General features: G+C 70.3%; 15 protein-coding genes. 4 read left to right on the forward strand and 11 right to left on the reverse strand.

Going from position 1 to position 16,599, the window contains the following annotated elements:
* Nucleotides 1–182: 182 nt before the first annotated feature.
* The 6 genes from RYH80_RS14780 to RYH80_RS14805 all read right to left on the reverse strand — a co-directional run bounded on the left by RYH80_RS14780 (nucleotide 183) and on the right by RYH80_RS14805 (nucleotide 7,344).
* On the reverse strand, nucleotides 183–1,862 hold the full coding sequence (locus RYH80_RS14780; RefSeq protein WP_370904788.1) for a vWA domain-containing protein: 1,680 nt from the start codon (nucleotides 1,860–1,862) through the stop codon (nucleotides 183–185).
* 34 nt (nucleotides 1,863–1,896) lie between these two features.
* Nucleotides 1,897–2,352 (reverse strand): hypothetical protein, encoded by a 456-nt coding sequence (locus RYH80_RS14785; RefSeq protein WP_370904789.1) that lies wholly within the window; start codon nucleotides 2,350–2,352, stop codon nucleotides 1,897–1,899.
* Between the two features lie 515 nt (nucleotides 2,353–2,867).
* Entirely contained in the window at nucleotides 2,868–3,821 is a 954-nt protein-coding gene (locus tag RYH80_RS14790; protein WP_370904790.1) for a hypothetical protein, read from the reverse strand.
* A complete protein-coding gene (locus RYH80_RS14795; protein WP_370904791.1) occupies nucleotides 3,814–5,214 on the reverse strand; it encodes a signal peptidase I in 1,401 nt (466 codons plus the stop codon). The genes RYH80_RS14790 and RYH80_RS14795 overlap by 8 nt, the downstream gene beginning before the upstream one ends.
* Nucleotides 5,215–5,362: 148 nt before the next feature.
* The gene (locus RYH80_RS14800) at nucleotides 5,363–6,364 is read right to left on the reverse strand and encodes a hypothetical protein (RefSeq protein ID WP_370904792.1); all 1,002 of its coding nucleotides are present in this window, start codon (nucleotides 6,362–6,364) and stop codon (nucleotides 5,363–5,365) included.
* A 140-nt stretch (nucleotides 6,365–6,504) separates the two neighbouring features.
* A complete protein-coding gene (locus tag RYH80_RS14805) occupies nucleotides 6,505–7,344 on the reverse strand; it encodes a hypothetical protein (RefSeq protein WP_370904793.1) in 840 nt (279 codons plus the stop codon).
* A 165-nt stretch (nucleotides 7,345–7,509) separates the two neighbouring features.
* On the opposite strand from RYH80_RS14805, the gene RYH80_RS14810 reads away from it, so the two are divergent.
* On the forward strand, nucleotides 7,510–8,070 hold the full coding sequence (locus tag RYH80_RS14810; RefSeq protein ID WP_370904794.1) for a DUF7344 domain-containing protein: 561 nt from the start codon (nucleotides 7,510–7,512) through the stop codon (nucleotides 8,068–8,070).
* Here the strand turns inward: RYH80_RS14810 and RYH80_RS14815 are convergent, their stop codons facing one another.
* Nucleotides 8,071–9,177 carry a DUF8054 domain-containing protein gene (locus RYH80_RS14815; RefSeq protein WP_370904795.1) on the reverse strand — a complete coding sequence of 369 codons (1,107 nt, stop codon included), beginning with the start codon at nucleotides 9,175–9,177 and terminating at the stop codon, nucleotides 8,071–8,073. It abuts the gene before it with no gap.
* A 147-nt stretch (nucleotides 9,178–9,324) separates the two neighbouring features.
* Between RYH80_RS14815 and RYH80_RS14820 the strand changes: the two genes are divergently transcribed.
* Nucleotides 9,325–10,590, forward strand: a complete 1,266-nt coding sequence (locus RYH80_RS14820; RefSeq protein ID WP_370904796.1) for a saccharopine dehydrogenase family protein — start codon at nucleotides 9,325–9,327, stop codon at nucleotides 10,588–10,590.
* Between the two features lie 5 nt (nucleotides 10,591–10,595).
* Here RYH80_RS14820 and RYH80_RS14825 read toward each other — a convergent pair whose 3' ends face one another.
* Entirely contained in the window at nucleotides 10,596–11,357 is a 762-nt protein-coding gene (locus RYH80_RS14825) for an SDR family oxidoreductase (RefSeq protein WP_370904797.1), read from the reverse strand.
* A gap of 184 nt (nucleotides 11,358–11,541) precedes the next feature.
* On the opposite strand from RYH80_RS14825, the gene RYH80_RS14830 reads away from it, so the two are divergent.
* The gene (locus RYH80_RS14830) at nucleotides 11,542–12,069 is read left to right on the forward strand and encodes a hypothetical protein (protein ID WP_370904798.1); all 528 of its coding nucleotides are present in this window, start codon (nucleotides 11,542–11,544) and stop codon (nucleotides 12,067–12,069) included.
* 56 nt (nucleotides 12,070–12,125) lie between these two features.
* Here the strand turns inward: RYH80_RS14830 and RYH80_RS14835 are convergent, their stop codons facing one another.
* Nucleotides 12,126–12,956: a CPBP family intramembrane glutamic endopeptidase gene (locus RYH80_RS14835; protein WP_370904799.1), complete on the reverse strand. Its 831-nt coding sequence runs from the start codon at nucleotides 12,954–12,956 to the stop codon at nucleotides 12,126–12,128.
* A gap of 186 nt (nucleotides 12,957–13,142) precedes the next feature.
* Here RYH80_RS14835 and RYH80_RS14840 point away from each other — a divergent pair, with 186 nt between their 5' ends.
* Nucleotides 13,143–13,526: a hypothetical protein gene (locus RYH80_RS14840; protein WP_370904800.1), complete on the forward strand. Its 384-nt coding sequence runs from the start codon at nucleotides 13,143–13,145 to the stop codon at nucleotides 13,524–13,526.
* Nucleotides 13,527–13,574: 48 nt separating this feature from the next.
* Here RYH80_RS14840 and RYH80_RS14845 read toward each other — a convergent pair whose 3' ends face one another.
* Complete coding sequence (locus tag RYH80_RS14845; protein ID WP_370904801.1) at nucleotides 13,575–14,855, reverse strand: MFS transporter; 1,281 nt, start codon at nucleotides 14,853–14,855, stop codon at nucleotides 13,575–13,577.
* Between the two features lie 72 nt (nucleotides 14,856–14,927).
* Entirely contained in the window at nucleotides 14,928–16,490 is a 1,563-nt protein-coding gene (locus RYH80_RS14850; protein ID WP_370904802.1) for a M23 family metallopeptidase, read from the reverse strand.
* Between the last annotated feature and the right edge of the window lie 109 nt (nucleotides 16,491–16,599).

Here is a 16,599-nt window from a genome sequence, read left to right on the forward strand (position 1 = left end):
AGCCACCGCACCCGACGACGGGTGTCGGTCGGTCGTCCTGTGCTCCGATCGCGGTCGCCGGTCCCGCCGTCTGCGGTTCGATCGTCCGCGTCTCTGTCGTCCGTGTCCGCCTCGCCGGTGTCCGGTCCGTCCGTGTCGGTGGCGTCCGGAGCCAGTCCGTCACCGCCGTCGCGTGGCCGTCGCTACGACGGTGTCGTGGCCGCAGTCTCCTCCGGCTCCATCCCGCTGCCGTCGTTGTGCCGACACTGCTCGGTGTAGAACCCGAGGTCGAACCCGACGGAGTCGGTCTGGACCTCGTTGGCGTGGTCAACCGGCAGGTACCAGGCGAACCCGACGTAGTGGGTGATCTCCGGCAGGTAACACTCGCGGCCCTCGGCGTCGGCACCGTCCGCGAACTCGTCGAACGCCGTCGCGCGGTTGCCGTCCAGCGGGATGCCGTTGCCGCTGGAGAGAGCACCCAGCGCCTCCCGCAGCGACCCGCGGAAGATCACCTTCTCGCCGAGGATCACCTGCGAGAGGTTGGCGATCACCGCCGTCAGGTCGGTGGTGAACTCCGCGTGCACGTCGTCGGCCGGTCGTGCGAAGTCCAACAGCGCCGCCTCGCTCGACCCGCCGGTACCGATGGCGAAGATCTCGTCCGTGTAGTCGTCCGAGTCGCCGCCGGTCACGTCGTCGGCCGCGTCGCCGGGATCGGTGCCGGCGTTGTTGCCCCCGTCCGTGACGACGACCTGGATCCCGCGCTCGTCGGCGTCACAGTTCTGGAGGTCCTCGTCGCCGGTCTCGATCCCCTCGCCGATGGCCGTCGAGCCACCGTTTGCCGGCAGACTCTCGATGGTCGACTCCACCGTCGCCAAGTCCGACGATCCGGGGTCGGCCAGCGAGAGCTGGTTCTGTGCGCCGCTGTCGTACCCGGACGCGCTGAAGAACGTCACACCGACGCGGCCGCCGGCGCCGACGATCTCCGCCGCCAACTGCTTGGCGCCGTCGATCGCCTCCTGGTTCCGGGAGACGCCGTCACCGTCCGTGTTGCTCATCGACCCGGACGCGTCGAGCACGAACTCGACACACGGTGTCTCGCCGGCACCCTGGTCGATGACGTTGTCGCCGTCGTCTTCGTACCACCAGGTCGTCTGGATCTCGTCGAGGAGTTCGACGACACCCTCCTCCTCGTCGGGGTCGTCGGCTTCCGGCTCCGTCACGCCGTTCTCCCCGGTGAGTTCCTCGTCGAGTTCGCCCTGCAGCCAGACGTACCCCGGGTTGTCACAGAGGTGGAACGACAGCGTCGCCTCGCCGAAGTCACCGGGCTTCACGTCGTCGATGGCGACCAGTGGCTTCGCCGTCTCCGTCTCCTGGTCGTACGTGTCCGCGTTCAGCGTGCGGAGTGCGCCGTCCGCCGTCGGGTCGAGGTCGTCGGGTGTGTCCGCGCCGTCCTCACACACCACGTACTCCTCGGGAGCATTCTGGACGCCGTCGTCGTCCGGGTCCGGGTACGCCTCCACGGACGTGTTGTCCATGAACGTCGCGAGATCCGACTGTGCGACGTAGATCAGCGGGTTCTCCGGGTCCGGAAGTCCGACGTAGGGAACGTCCGGGTCCCCGTCGCCCGGCGGGTCCATCAGCACGGGGAACTCCAACCCCTCCGCCTCGTCGTCCGACCAGTCCGAGTAGTGCTCCTCCCAGTCGACTTTGAGGTCGAGCGAACCGGCCGTCAGCGAGTTGCCGGTGAACTCCTCGGTGTCGGAGAAGTACGCGCTGGTGCCGAGTCCCGCGCCGGCCGACGCGGCCCCGATGGTGCCGAGTCCGGCCAGCACGTTCCGTCGTGAGAGTGCGATCCGTCCGTCCGTCTGTGTGTCGTCTGTCATCGTTCTGATATTTCGTGTGTCTCGCGTGCGGTACTCACCGTGGTGTCGGCGTCGTGGTCGCGGTCTCCCCGGACGGGCGTCCGTTCCCGTGGTCGTGGCGACACTGCTCGGTGTACGGCCCGAGACCGGAGGCGACCGAGTCGGGCTGGGTCCCGTCGGCGCGGTCCACCGGCAGGTACCACCCGACGCCGACGGCGTGGACGCTCGGTGCGGCCGAGTAGCAGTCGCGGTCGCTCCCATTCGCGTCCGAGGTGGGGCCGTTCCCCGGGACGGGAACGCCGTTCGTCTCGTCGACGGACCGGTCCGAGTAGTGTTCCGCGTACGACACCTCCGGGTCCGACTCGCCCGCGACGAGCCGGGTCCCGCGGACCGTCTCCGCGTCGGCGAAGTACGCGCTGGTCTCGACACCTGCACCGGCCGGCGTGGTGCCGACGGTACCGGTGGCGGCCAGTGCTCGCCGTCTCGACAGCTCGTACCGTTGGTCCGTCATCGTCTGGGTATCCCCGCCCGGTCCGTCCCGGTGCAGGGTGTCCGTCCCTTCCGCCGACGGGGTATTTGCTACCCGCCGGATTACCGCAGATAACGAGTCCGTCGCCCGCGAGAACGGCCGATTAGGTCGTTCGCTCGACACCGACGCCGACCTTGGCCACTCCCGAACCGTGTGTTACCACCGGGCAAACCCGCTCTTCGGTGGTGTCACACGCTCGTGGCGGTGGGGCGATCGCCGCCGGCGCGGTGGCGTCTCTCGTCGGTGCAGGTCGATCGGTCGGCCGGGGGGATCGTCGGTCGGTGTAGGTCGACCGGTCGGCCGGGGGATCGTCGGTCGGTGCAGGTCGACCGGTCGGTCAGGGGATCGTCGGCCGGCCGGGGCCGTCGATCGGGCGAGAGATCGTCGGGCACGAGAGACAGTCGTCACCCTCGTCGCTCGTCGTGCGGGTTCGGGAGACGGTGAGCGCGTGAGTCGGAGAACGTAACTGCGTCGAGAGGCTCGACCACTGACGCTCGTCACTCGTCGACGGCGCGGGCGGCGAGGTCGGACTCCCTCGCGAGCGGTGGTCCGACCCCCGAACCGGTGGACTCACTGGACGGCGTCTTCGTGGGTCCGTCGGACGGATCGGGTGTGGCCGTCGCCGTCTTGGTGGGTTCGGGTGTCTCGGCAGGTGTTCCCCCCGGCGTCGCCGTCTCGGTCGGGGCCGGAGTCTCGGTCGAGGTCTCGTCTGGCGTCGTCTCGGTGGAGGCTGGTGTGTCGGTCGGCGTCGCCGTCTCGCTCGGCTCCGGTGTGTCGGTCGGGGTCTCGGACCGCTCTGGTGTGTCCGTGTCCGTCGGTGTCGCCGGCGGCGTGTCGGTCGGCGTGGGGCTCCCGGCCGGTGCCGGAGTCCGAGTCGCTGTCTCGGTCGGCGTCGGGCCCGCCGTCTCGGTCGGTGTCGGACTCTCGGTGGGAACCGGCGTCTGGTCCGGCTCTGGAGTCCGAGTCGACGCCGGTTCCGGTGTCTCGGTCGGTGTCGCCTCCGGTGTGTCGGGTGTGGCGGTCGCCGTCCCGGGTGTCGCCGTCGGCGTGTCGGTCCCGTTCGCCGTCGGCGACGTAGCCGTCTCGACTGGTTCCGGTGTCGCGGTCTCCGTCACCGTGGCTGCGGGTGTCTCGGTCGGTGCCACCGTCGCGGTCGCACCCCGTGACGACGGCCCCACACCCTGCTCGTCACCGCGGCCGGGGTTCGACGGTGGACCCCGGCGACCGGTCTCCGTCGTGGTCTTCGTGGGAGTCGCCGTCGGCGCGTTCCCCGCGGTCGGTGTCGGTGTGTTCCCCGCCGTCGGTGTCGCCGTCGCCGCGGCGAACTCGACGCGAGTCACCTCTCCGTCGGTGAACGCGCCGACCGTGACGAACCCGCCCGTCGCCGACGTGCCGAGGACGAGCACCGACAGCACCACCGCCACGAGCGGCCGGTCGTGCGTCTCACGCATCGTCGTCCTCCCGTCGTCGGTCTGGCTCCGGACGTTCGGTGCGTTCCTCGTCCGCGAGGGGACCGTTCGGTCGGGCCCGTTCGACCGAGTCCGCTCGGCCGTTCTCTCGCCGGGCACCGGCCGTCGAGTCCGCGAGATCGGCGTCCGTCGGCTCGTCGGTACTCGTCGGCGGCGACACGTCGGTCGCTCCCTGCTCGGTTGACCCGGTAGGCTCCGGCGGTCTGGTCGGCGCCTCGTAGAGGTAGAGCTGTGTGTCGACGACGACACCGTAACGGTCGGCCGAGAAGTCCGCCAACACCGGGTGCCCGACGCGGTCCGCCACGCCGACGAGGGTACTCAGCCGGTCGACCTGCGTCGTCGTCGCGACGTTCGGTGTCACCGTCGCGAGGTTCGTCGGGAGGAACAGTCGCTCGTCCGTCGACACCTCCTCTGCCGGCCCCAACGTGAGGTACACCACCCCGACGAACAGCGACCCGAGCACCCCCGCTGCGGCGGCGGCGACCGACCACGCCGTGATCCCGGTCTGTGACAGGACCCACAGCGCGTACCCGGTGAACACGAGCGTCACCACTCCGCCGAGTCGCAGGTCCGACCGCGTGAGGACGATCCCCTCGGGCTCCGACTCGTCGTCCTCGACGAACGCCTCGACGACATCGTCGGCGTCCACGTCGAACGTCGGTCCGGCGGCCGCCCCGGACGCGGCGTCGTCGAGTCCGGCGCTGCCGTTCTCGCCGACCTCGACGCGTCCGCCGAGTCCACCACCGGCGTCGGGGTCACGCCCCCCGAGCCCGCCGCCCGCGACTGGATCACCGTCCGCCGGTAGCCCGCCACTCCGAGCACCGTCTCCGCGTGAGTTGTCGCCGCGTGGACCCGCGCCCGCGGCGCCGCCGCTCTCGTCGTCGCGGCCCCGAACGAGGTCGTACAACTCGGTGACGACGAGCAGTCCGAACGGCACCGCGACGAGCAGCCCGAACCCGAGTGGCGTGTCCGCGAACTGGATCACGTAGCCGATCAGCGGGATCGTGATCGCCACGCGACCCACGACGCTCTCGGCCGGCACCGGTTGGGGGTCGCGTTCCTCGTTGGCGTCCCCCTTCGTGACGAACGCCCGCCCGTCGTCCGAGTCGACCACCTCGATCACGCGGTGTGTCGTCGGGACGCGCTCTCCCTGCCGTCGGAAGGTGATCACGTCGCCGGTCTCGACGGCTCCGGGCTCGACACCGTCGACGACGATCACGTCGCCCGTCGAGATGGCCGGCTCCATGCTCCCCGAGAGGACGACGTACCCCGCGTCCGCGCCGACCGCAGCCGGCCAGGCGTAGATCACGAACGGCACCACCAGCGCCACCAGCAGGAGTGCCCCGACGACGTGGGCGGCCCCACGCGGCGTCACGGCTCCACCTCCCCGACAGCCGGCGGTCGCCGACGATCCGGTACGCCACGGGTCGTCGACGCCCGGCGCCACCGACTCGCGGTGGCCGACAGACCGCCCTCGCCCGTCACTCGCTGCCCCGGTCCGCCGTGGTGACTACGAAGCTCCGTTACCATGGGTTCCTCGGTGTGGTGTGTCTGCACTGTCTCGCGGAGAACTCGACCACGAGTTCCGCCGTCTCGCCGGTCACCGCGTCCGGTGCGTCCGTCGGTAACTCCCAGGTGAGTTCCAGACAGCCCGGCGGACACTCCAGACAGACGGCCGAGCCACAGAACTCGAAGACGGCGTTGCTCAACTCGAACCGGGTGTCGTTGTTCGGGTTCTCCGGCGGCTGGAGATCGGTCAGTCGCCGCCGACAGCCGGACGGATCGTACCTCACGGTCCGATCGACACCGGGGCCGCCGCCACCCGTCACCGACACTGCGTCGAGTGTGCCGCCGTCGAGTACGACCGCGTCGACGGAGACGATCTCGTCGCCCTCCTTCGTCTGGACGTTCCGCAGCTCCACGACGACCTCGCCGTCCGGCGTGTCGAAGGCGAACTGCGGCGGGTCCCGCGAGCGCACCTCGCCGTCGCTCCCGTCTTCGCTCTCGACGATGAACTGGCCGCTCTCGTACTCCACCGTCGCCGTCGCGGTCGTGTCGCGTCCGAGCAGGAGTCCGTCGGACAGCGCGTCGCTCAGTCCCGCGAGTGTCCCCTCGTACAGCACGCTCTCGGACGACCCGTCGCAGGGGACTCGCGAGACGAGTTCGACCCGCGTCGCCGTCGCGAGTGGGGAGTCGACGGCCCCGTGCGTGCGGAGCCACACGCGACCGGGGTTGTCACACGACCGGACGGCGATCGTCGCGCCGCCGGTGTCGCCACGACGTACGTCGTCGAACGGGACGGTGACCACCGTCTCGTCGGAGAACGTCGTCGGCGGTGCCGGCGGGCCGCCGTCCGCTCCGGTCGCCGCGACTTCCAGGTCGAGCGCCCCACTCTGGAGTGCGTTCCCCTCGACGACCGCCTCGTCGGAGAGTGCCGCGTACGTCCCCGCGCCCCCGACGAACCCCAGCGTACCGGCGACGGAGAGTGACCGCAACAGTCGTCGCCGGGAGTGATCGGAACTCATCGCACGTCTCTCCGGTCCCACGGTGGGGGGTTTGCTATGCGGCAGTTATCCCCGAGTTTCTCGTGTGCTAACGGGCGCTCGGCCCCGTCCCTATCGCCTCCCGGTCCGGAGTCACCCGCCGACGCGCGGTGCCGCACGCGTCAGCCAGCCCCGTCGCCGAACGGGTTCTCGCTCCCACACGGGACACCGGCGAACACCAGGTCGAACGTGACTCGGTCGGTCTGGACGCTGTCGCCGACGGTCTCGGGCAGTTCCCACGCGATCCCGACACAGCGCCGGTCCCCGGGCGCCAGACAGTCGACGAGTCGTCGTCCGTCCGCGAGCGCGGCCGCACTCCCCGCGAGTGTGTCGTCGACGAACGGGGACTCGTCGACACCCAGCGTCCCGTCACAGCTACCGAGGAGGCCGTCGTCGAGCCAGAACGTCGTCTGCACCGCCTCGCCGAGCTCGCCGCCCGGACCCTCGCCGGGGGCGTTCGCCTCCGGTTCGATCACGCCGTTCTCCGACTGTGCGATGTCGGCGCGGAGCCATACCGCCACGCCCTCGGTGGTCTCTCCCGCCGTACCGCCACTCTCGGCGCCACTCCCCCCGGCGTCGTCACCCGTGGCATTCTGCAGTCCGACGAGCAGTCGGCCGGTGTCCCCGGGGACGACGTCGTGAAACGCGATCACCGGGCCGTTCGCCTCCGCCACGTACTGTGGGTCGGCGGCGGGGTCGAGCGTCCGGCTCGCGTTCGGAGCGGCGCCGTTCCTACCCGCAGTACCGTTCTGTCGTTCCTGGACGGTGCCCCGGTAGGACTCGTACCAGGCGACGCGGAGTCGACCGTCGTCGGTGTCGCCGTCCGGGGTGGCCGCGTAACTGTACCGTGTGAACGGCGGTGTGCGGTCGCGTCCGAGTGCGCCGGCACCCGCCGTCACGACGCCCGCGGCGCCCAACGCCGCGAGCACGCCTCGTCGTGTCGTCGTTCTGTCGGGGTCCATCTGTCTCCTCCCACCACGGGTTCGCGTCTGTGTTCTCCCACTCGTCACTTGGTTACCGGTCGCGTTACCGTCGGTTACCGTCCGGCGAACCGGACGCGACGCGGGGTAAGCCGGAGGGTAGTTATCGGGGCGACGCCCCGGGTGTTCGACGGAGGCGTCGACAGGATGGGAACGGGACAGGGGCTCTTCGGCCGCGGCACGGGCGACGAGACGCTCGCGGCGGCGGAGGCGTACGACGTGTTGCAGAACGACCGGCGGCGGCGCGTGTTGGAACGACTCGGCGAGGAGGTCGGCGGCGCCAGACTGGACGACCTAGCGGACGGTCTCGCCACGACGGAAGCCGACGAGTCGCCGCCACCGGACGGCCTCCGCGAGAGCGTCTACAACTCGCTCCACCAGACGCACCTCCCGAAGCTGGAGGGACTGGGGCTGGTGACCTACGACAGAGAGAGGAAGACGGTCTCGTTGCGGCCCCAGGCGCGACACCTCGCGCGGTACCGGCGTCCGGAGGGGCCGTTCGGGCTGTCGTGGGGCGAGTGGTACCGCGGCGTCGCACTCGTCGGGTTCTGGGCGTCGCTCGTCGTCCACCTCGACTGGCCCCCGTTCTCCGGGCTCAACCCGCTGGTGGTCACCTCGCTGGCGCTGGGGGTGTTGACGCTCTCCTTGCTGTACCAAGTGTGGACACGGCGGCGGCTCTACCTCCACCTGCTCGTCTACGGGGAGTGATCAGGCGGACTCCGTCTCGCGGACGCCCGCCGACCGCTCCCCCTCGGCGGCCGACGCCGACTCGGTGTGGGAGTTCGACGCCGACTCTCGTCTCGAGTCGGGTTCGACGTCCGCCGAGTCGGGGGCCACCTCCGAGTCCGGGTCGACGTCTTCCGGTACTGGCGCCTCGAACAGCCGGACGCCACAGCCGTCACACGAGCCGGCGATCACGGGGACCGCGCGACAACACGACTCCACGGTGTCGCGCCCCAGCGAGACGGCGCTCTCACAGTCCGGACAGGCGTCGAGCCACAGGCGGAGGCCGGCGAGCACCTCCGTGCGGGCGTCGAAGTCCAACCGATCCCAGTGGTCGGACCGCTCCGCGAGCAGTGGGGCGGCGGCGAAGTCGACGCGCGCCGCGGCGGCCGACTCCCAGTCGGCGACGAGTCTGCCGTCGACGCTGGCGAGGAACGCGTCCGAGCGCCGCTCGAAGGTCACGTCGTCGGGTGACACGTCCGAGAACGACCCGAGCGACAGCAGTGCCTCCGGGTCGGCCGCGGCGTCCCGCGTGGCGATCCGGTCGCGCCAGACGGTCCGGAACGACTCCGCGAGACGGTAGTCGGCACCCGCCGGGACGAGGACCGCCGCGTCGACGAGCAGTCGCTCGACGGTCGGTGTCTCCGGCTCCGACGTGGGTGACGCGCCCGCCGAACCCACGTCTCTCCCGTCGCTCGCGTCGCTCTCGCCTCCTACGGCTGCCGTCACTCCTGTACTGCCCTCGCCCGTGAGTCGTGAGTTCTCGGCGGGCTCGATCCGCTCGGGGAGTTTGTCGAACCGGGCGAGCACGGCGTCCGGGAGGTACCGCTTCGTCAGCGTCGGCGTGTACGGGACGAGGTACCCCCTGAGGGCGATCGCCCCCACACCCACCAGCGCGACCGGGAGGGCCGCGACCGGCGAGACGAGCAGTGCCACCGCACCGCTCGCGAGTGCCAGTAGCACCGTGTTGACCACCGTACAGGGCGTACACCTGTTCTCGCCGGTGTAGGCCGGTTGCCGTACGGTCTCGGCGACGCCCGCGGCCGCCGCTCGAACGCGATCCGACAGTCCACTGGGTCCTGCGCGTGACATCGCCGTCGTCTGGGAGCGCCACCGGCTTCGTTAGCCTCCGCCTTTTCGATCGTCGCGCGACTGTTCCGACGGAGTGGCCCGGCAGAGAGGACACCCGTCGGCGACCGCAAGTCCGAACCACCCCCACCGTCTACGCTCCACATCACCGTGTCACAGACAGACGGCAACTACGACGTGCTCGTGTGGGGTGCGACCGGGACGGCGGGGTCGCTCGTCGCCGCTCACCTGACGGACTACCACTCGCCCGAGGAGCTCTCGCTGGCGCTCGGCGGCCGCAGCGAGGAGCGACTCGCGGCGGTGGCGGCCGACTGCGAGGCGAACACCGAGTGGGACGACATCCCGCTCGTGATCGGGGACGCGACGGAGCCCGACCGGCTCCGCGAGATCGCGGCGACGACCGATGTCGTCTGCACGACCGTCGGGCCGTACACGACCTACGGGACGCCCCTCGTCGCGGCGTGTGTCGAGACCGGCACCGACTACTGTGACCTCACCGGCGAGGTGACGTGGGTGCGCGAGATCGTCGACGAGTACCACGACGCGGCGGTCGCGGCCGACGCGCGGATCGTCACCGGCTGTGGGTTCGACTCCGTCCCGGCGGACCTCGGGACGGCGCTCGCACAGGAGTACGCGCTGGAGACGGACGACGCACCCTGCGACACCGTCCGGATCTACCTGGAAGACGTGATCGGCGGCGTCAGCGGCGGCACGCTCGCCAGCGGCGCCGAGTTGTTCGCGGCCGCCTCGAACGACCGGGAGGCACGCCGCACCCTCGCGAACCCCTACTCCATCGCCCCGCCGGGCGAACGGGAGGGGCCCGACGAGGGTGAACAGGCAGCACCCCGGCGGGACCCACTCCGTCCGGGCTGGACTGGCCCCTCCCCGATGGCGCCGATCAACGAACGCGTCGTCCGGCGATCCAACGCGCTGTTGGACTACCCGTGGGGACGTGCGTTCGACTGTACCGAGGTGATCCCGACCGGCACGGGCGTCGGGGGCGCGGCCGCCGCGGGTGCGGTCGCCGCGGGTGCGGGACTGGCGACGGTCGCCATGTCCGTCGACCCGGTTCGGGAGCTGCTCCGGGATCACGTCTTCCCAGATCCGGGTGAGGGGCCGAGCGAGGAGACGATCGAGAACGGGCGGTTCACGGTCCGCGTGCTGGGCCGCGGCACCGGCGAGGACGGCCCGTTCACCGTCGCGGCCGAGATCGGTGCGGACCGCGACCCGGGGTACGGCGCGACGGCGAAGATGCTCGGCGAGTCCGCGGTAGCGCTGTGTCGAGACGCCGCCGACGCCCCGCTGTCCGGGGGTGTCCTGACGCCGGCGACCGGGATCGGCACCGGACTCGCGGACCGCCTCCGCGACGTTGGGATGACAGTCTCCGTGGGCGACTACGAGGCCGACGCGGAGTGAGCGACTCAGAAGTGCGTCAGCTTGTCTCGGCGGTAGAGGTCCAGCGAGGTGACGCTGTTGCGCGACCGCTGGCGGACGGCGAAACTGATCGCGTCCGCCACCTCGATCGGTTCGGTGACGCTCTCCGGGTCGTGGGCGTCGGCGGCCGGGGTGCCGCTCTCGGAGCCGAACTCCGTCCGCACCTCCGTCGGGTTGACACAGGTCACCGCGACACCGTCGTCGCCGAGACTCGCTTGCAGCGAGGCGGCGAACCCGCGCGTCCACCACTTCGTCGCGGCGTACACCGGGTTGGCTGGGCGGGGGTGTTGGCCCGCCATACTCCCGACGAAGACGAGGTTGCCGCGCGACTCGACGAGCGCGGGGATCGTCTCGCGGGCGGTGTAAAACATCCCGTCGACGTTGACGCCTCGCATCCTCTCGTACGTCTCGTCGGACATCTCCGCGACGGGGCTGGCGATACCGACGCCGGCGTTCGCCACCACCACGTCGATCCCGCCGAACGTGTCCTCGGTCTCCGCCGCCAGCGCCGCGACGGCCTCCGGGTCGGTCACGTCCGTGGGAACGACGTGAGCCGTCGCGTCGCTCTCGGCCTCGATCTCCGTAGCGAGGTTCTCTAGCCGGTCTGTGCGTCGCGCCGCCACCACCACGTCGGCTCCGTCGGCCGCGAGGACACGCGCCGTCGCCGCGCCGATGCCCGACGACGCCCCGGTCACGACGGCGGTCGCGTCTGCGAGTGGTGTCTCGCGCTGTGTGGGTCTGTCGACCATAGGTTCCGTCGGGTCCGGCGTGACACGGGTCTTCCGGTCCCGACACCCACGGTCCGACCGCGACCCGGACCGTCCAGCGGTCGTCGGCCGGACCGATACAGTAACGAAGAGAAGCGTAAACACATCTCGAATACGAATACCGTGCTCGTCAGAGTTAAATTCGGTTGGAGAGTCGAACGAACTTGTGACTGCGAAGATATCGGGGAAGTACGTCGCCGCGTTCGTCCAGAGTGCCGGCGAGGTGTCGGCGGTGTTCGAGAAGAAGGCTCAGGAGACGCTCGCGAGTCACGGGATCGAAGAACCCGACCCGGAGGGGTACTACGACGACGCCGAGTTCGGCGCCGCGCTGGCCGAGATCGAAGAGAAAGCCGGTGAGCGGACGGTCAGACGGGCCGGACAGAAGATGATCGCGGTGAACGAGCCGATCGTCTCGCAGTCGTCGGCCGTGGCGGGGTTGGAGACGATGGCCGAACAACACGCCGGCATCCACCGCGACTACTCCGTCGCCGAGGCGGGCGGGTACGATGTGCTCTCGACGAGCGACGACAGCTGTCGCGTCGACGTACTCGGCGACTACCCGTTCCCGCTGTCGCTGCCGCACGGGGCTATCGAGGGAACGGTCCAGCAGACGGAGTCCGAGGCGACCCGAGTGACGGTCGACCGGGTCGACGCACCCGACGACGTGTTCGCCCGGTTCGAGGTCGGGTGGTGAACTGGACACGATCACGGACCGAGCAGTGACTCGAGTGATCGGTTCCCTCGCGGGAGTCACTCGGGAGCGCCCTCGACGCGGACGCGCGGTGTGACCAGTGTTCCCGTCGCGAGTCGTCGGTAGAGTCCGGTGACACCGAAGTAGACGACACCGACGGCGACGAAGAACGCGACCTGCGCGTGTCCGTCCCACGCGAACCCGTCGACGAGCAGCGGCCAACTGTTGCCGAACGCGTGGAGGAACCCGACGAAGTAGAGGTTCTCCGTGAGTTCGTACACCACGCCGAACCCGACGCCAGAGAGCGTGAGTACCAGCAGCGTCCCGACGACGGAGGTGCCGCCGACGTAGCCACCCTCGGCGAGGATCCGCGGGACGTGAGCGAGCGCGAAGAGGACACCCGCGACACCGATCGTCACCGTCCGCGAGACCGCACTGTCGGCACCCAAGACGCTCCGCACCTTCACCTGCAGGTAGCCACGGAAGACGAACTCCTCGACGAACGCGAGGTACAGAACCACGAGGAGATTCCCGGCAGTCGTCTGCTGGAGAGGCCCCAGTCCCCACGGGTTACCGCTCGCAGTCGCGATCCCCACACCCACCGCGTTCAGCGCGACCCAGACGAGCAGAAACGCACCGACGCCGGGCACCAGGAACCGACGCGAGAGCCCGATGTCCGTCGCACCCGCACCGTCTACCCGGAGGAACACCGCACCCAGACCGGCGAGACCGAGGAACCAGAGTCCCTCGACCACGTCTCGAACCAACTCGGACTCGCTCGCTGCGGCCGTGTCGGCCCAGTGACCCACCGCGAAGTACACACCGACGGCGACGAGGAACGCGATCAGGCGACTCGGGCGCTCGTCGACCGAGACGACTCTCGTGTCCATACCACTCCTCTCGGACGACGGCACTTGAGCCACGACGGCGAGTGACTCCGCCAGAGACCGGATCTCACCGATCGTAACAGACGGTCACGGGTACGGAGGAGGGAGCACTCGTCTCGGGAAGTCAGCGGCCGGTCTCTCCTGCCGGTCTCGAGTAACATACTTGTGCCCGTGCGACAGTCGTGTGGTATGCTAGAGCGTGGCGAGAACTGGTCGTTGGAGTACGACGACGGAGTCGTGATCGGGCGGTTCGAGCGTGGAATGCCGCTGTCGGCCTTCGAGGAGGAGGCGTACCCGGCGTTCGAGCGGATCTTGGGCGAACACGAGACCGACATCGTCGCGACGGCCGACATCGTCAGGTTGGAGGACGCACTGGGACAGGACGTGCTCGACATCTGGGAGCAGGCGGCACGCGAGTCGTCACAGCTCCCCAACTACGAGCGGGCCGCGCTCGTCGCCGACGGGATCCTGAAGTACGGCCTCAAGGGACAGCTCAGAGTGCCGGACGCCGAGATCGAGACGTTCGAGGACCCCGAGCGAGCGATCCACTGGGCGCGGACCGGCGAGCAGTAGTCCCGGCGCGCCACGCGAAGTGTCGCGGCCGAGAACTGAGCGCCTCTCTCACCGGAGGTCACGCGCCAACAACCCGGCGGCGACGAGCAGACAGGCCGCCAGTCCGAGGAAGCCGACGCGGTAGCCGGCGGTGTCTGCCATCCACCCGAGATACACCGGACCGAACGCGCCGACACCGAGGAACACCGCCCGTGCGGCACCCAGGTCGCCCCCGACGTTCGCGTCCGGCGCGGCGTCCAACAGGAGCGCGTCGACGACCGGAAAGACGGACTTGTACCCCACCGCGTAGACCGCGACCGCCGCGACGACGGCACCCAAACCCTCCAGAACGATCACCGCGCCGAGCGCACCGACGGAGAGGACCAGGCCACCGACCGCCACCGCCCGCCGCGGGAACTGGTCGGCCAGCCGTCCGGAGACGGGCTTGACCGCGAACCCGACGACGAACACGACCGCGAACACGCCAGCGGCGGTCGCCTCCGAGAACCCCTTCGCCGTCGCGAGGTACGTCGGGAGGAACCCGACCCACGCGCCGACGACGAAGAAGAACAGCGCGAACGCCGTCAACGCCTCCCGCTGGGCGCGTGTCGTGAGGAGTCTGCGTACCGTCGCCCGGAACCCGAATTCCGGCCACCCGACGCGGTACGGCGCCTCGTTCCAGACGACGTAGCCGACGGCGGTGAGCCCGACCAGCCCGGCCAGCGGGAGGAACGGCGCACGCCAGGACGGTGGCTCGGTGAAGGCGGTGACGCCCGCCACCGCGCCGCTCGTGACGACGACGCCGACGACGGACGCCGTCAGTCCGCCCGCGTCTGTCCCGGCCGCGTACACACCCAGTGCCTGCCCACGCTTCTCGACGAACACGTCGGAGAGTTGGGCGCGCGACGGGACGGCGAACAGCCCCTTCCCGAGTCCCAAGACGAGAGCGGCGGCGACGAACCCGACCACGCTCGTCGCGACCGAGAACAGCAGGAACGAACAGCAGATGGCGACCAGACCGGCGACGATCGGTGGCGGCCGCGAGAAGGCGTCGGAGAGCCGTCCGCTCGGGAACTGTGTCACGGCGTACAGCAGTTGGAGTGCGCCCAACGCCAGCCCCGCAGTCGCCGTGCTCACACGGAGGTCCGCTATGATCGCCGGGAGCAGCGGCGACAGCAGGAACCGGCCGACCTGGAGCGTCGCCCACGCGAGGCTCAGACTCGCGAGGAGGCGGCCCGTGTAGCCGGCTCCGAGCCGTTCGGGCTCCCGGTCGGTCGACTGGCCGCCGTTGCCACCGGACTCGTTCCGGGTCTCCGCCCGCTGTTCGGTCTTCCCCGTCTCGGTCGTCACTGTCTCCCGACAACGCCGAGACGCCTATCAGCCCGACGATTCCACGGCGCGAGGGTCGCCGCTCGCCACGACTCACTCCGTCGCGGCCGACGTGGTCGCGAACGAACTCTGGCCGTCGCCGGACCGCAGGCGGGCGTACTCCCAGACGAGCACGGAGAGCACGACCCCCGAGAGCATCGCAGCCCCAGCCAGTGTCCGAGCGCCGATCGTCGGGAGCGCCGGGAGCCTGCCGAACAGCGCGGCGACGAGGGCGACGAGCCAGACGCCCGCGATCAGTCCCAGCGACTCGCGGGGTCCCACCGGGAGGCCGCGGCGAGCGCGAACGCGGCGGACGACGAGACCGAGGAGCCCGCCGGCCCAGAGCAGTCCCGCGAGGAGCGTCTGGGACGGCGTCACGACGAGTGTGGTCAGGAACGTGGCGGCCCCGGCGACGAGCAGTCCCTCGGCGACGGAGACGGCGACCGCACTCCACCCGCGTCCGGGTACCCACGGGGTGTCCCGATCCGACCGGTCGTCCGACTCGGTCTCGTCGTAGTCGGCCGACTCGTCGGCATCGGACAATTCGTCCGCCGTTCGGTCGGCCGCGTCGCCCCCGTCGTCGGGGTCGTGTCGCACACGCTGGCCGACGTGGACGTACTGTCCCCGGGCGGCAGCGGCGTCCCAGTCGCCGACCTCGGCGAGGTTCGGTCCGGGCGACTCCACGACACAGTCCGCGAAGGCGACCGGCAACCCGGCTGCCAACCCGAACGACGGGTGGTCCTGCAGTTGGAAGTGGAGGTGGGGCTCCGAGGAGTTACCGGTGTGTCCACACCGGCCGACCACCTCGCCACGCCGCACGCGGTCGCCGGGTTCGACGGTCGGACTCCCCGGCACGAGGTGGGCGAGGTAGCTGTACTCGTCGTCCGCGTGCCGGATCGTCACGTAGTTGCCGGCCACGCGCCGCTTGCACGGGTGCGAGAGCCCACTCGTCCCGTCCCACTCCGGGTCGCCGTCGCCGACCGCGACCACGACGCCGTCGGCCGGCGCGAGGACCGGCTCGTCGTAACAGTAGTAGCTCTCCAACCCCTCGCCGTCGGGATCGTGGGTTCGCCCCTCCTCGTCGGTCACAACGAGGTCGTAGGCGTACCGCTGGGTCGCCGGGAACCAGGAGTGGGAGTGCTGTTTCCGGGGGCTCCCGTTCGCGACCGTCCACGTCCCCTCGACGGGGAGCCGGTACGAGACGGACTGTCGGTACGAGTTGGGACGCGGCAGCGAGCCGCGGTGCCGGATCGCGGCGACCAGACTCCCGAAGAACTGTGTCGCGTCCTGCCGCAGCGCCAGCGGGTTCAGGAACGTCGTCACCATCCCCACGAGTGCCAACGGCCCGCCACCCATCTGAATCCAGCTACGGGGTCTGACCGGGTCCACGACACCCACTCTGGCTCCGACACTCCGGACGACCGGTCCGACCAGCGGCCAGAGGAAGAACAGGAAGAACCGCTCCAGCGGTTCGAACGCGGCGACCCCGAACACGTCGCTGCCGACCAGTCCGACGACCCCGACCAGCCCCAGCGACATCGGATTCACCGCAGTGAGCCTGTCGACCGCTCGCGAGACGACCGCCGTCGTTCGCGCTCGTGCCGTGCCGTCCGTCATCGACAGTTCCCAGGGCTGCGGACGGCTTGTAGCTTCTGCGAACTGTGTTTCACGTGAGACGTTACCACACTCGGACGGTGGCGGTCGTCGGCTGGTCGTGGAAACGGGG

Origin of the sequence: Halobaculum sp. MBLA0147, from assembly GCF_041361345.1 — an archaeon.
Taxonomy (GTDB): Archaea; Halobacteriota; Halobacteria; order Halobacteriales; family Haloferacaceae; genus JAHENP01.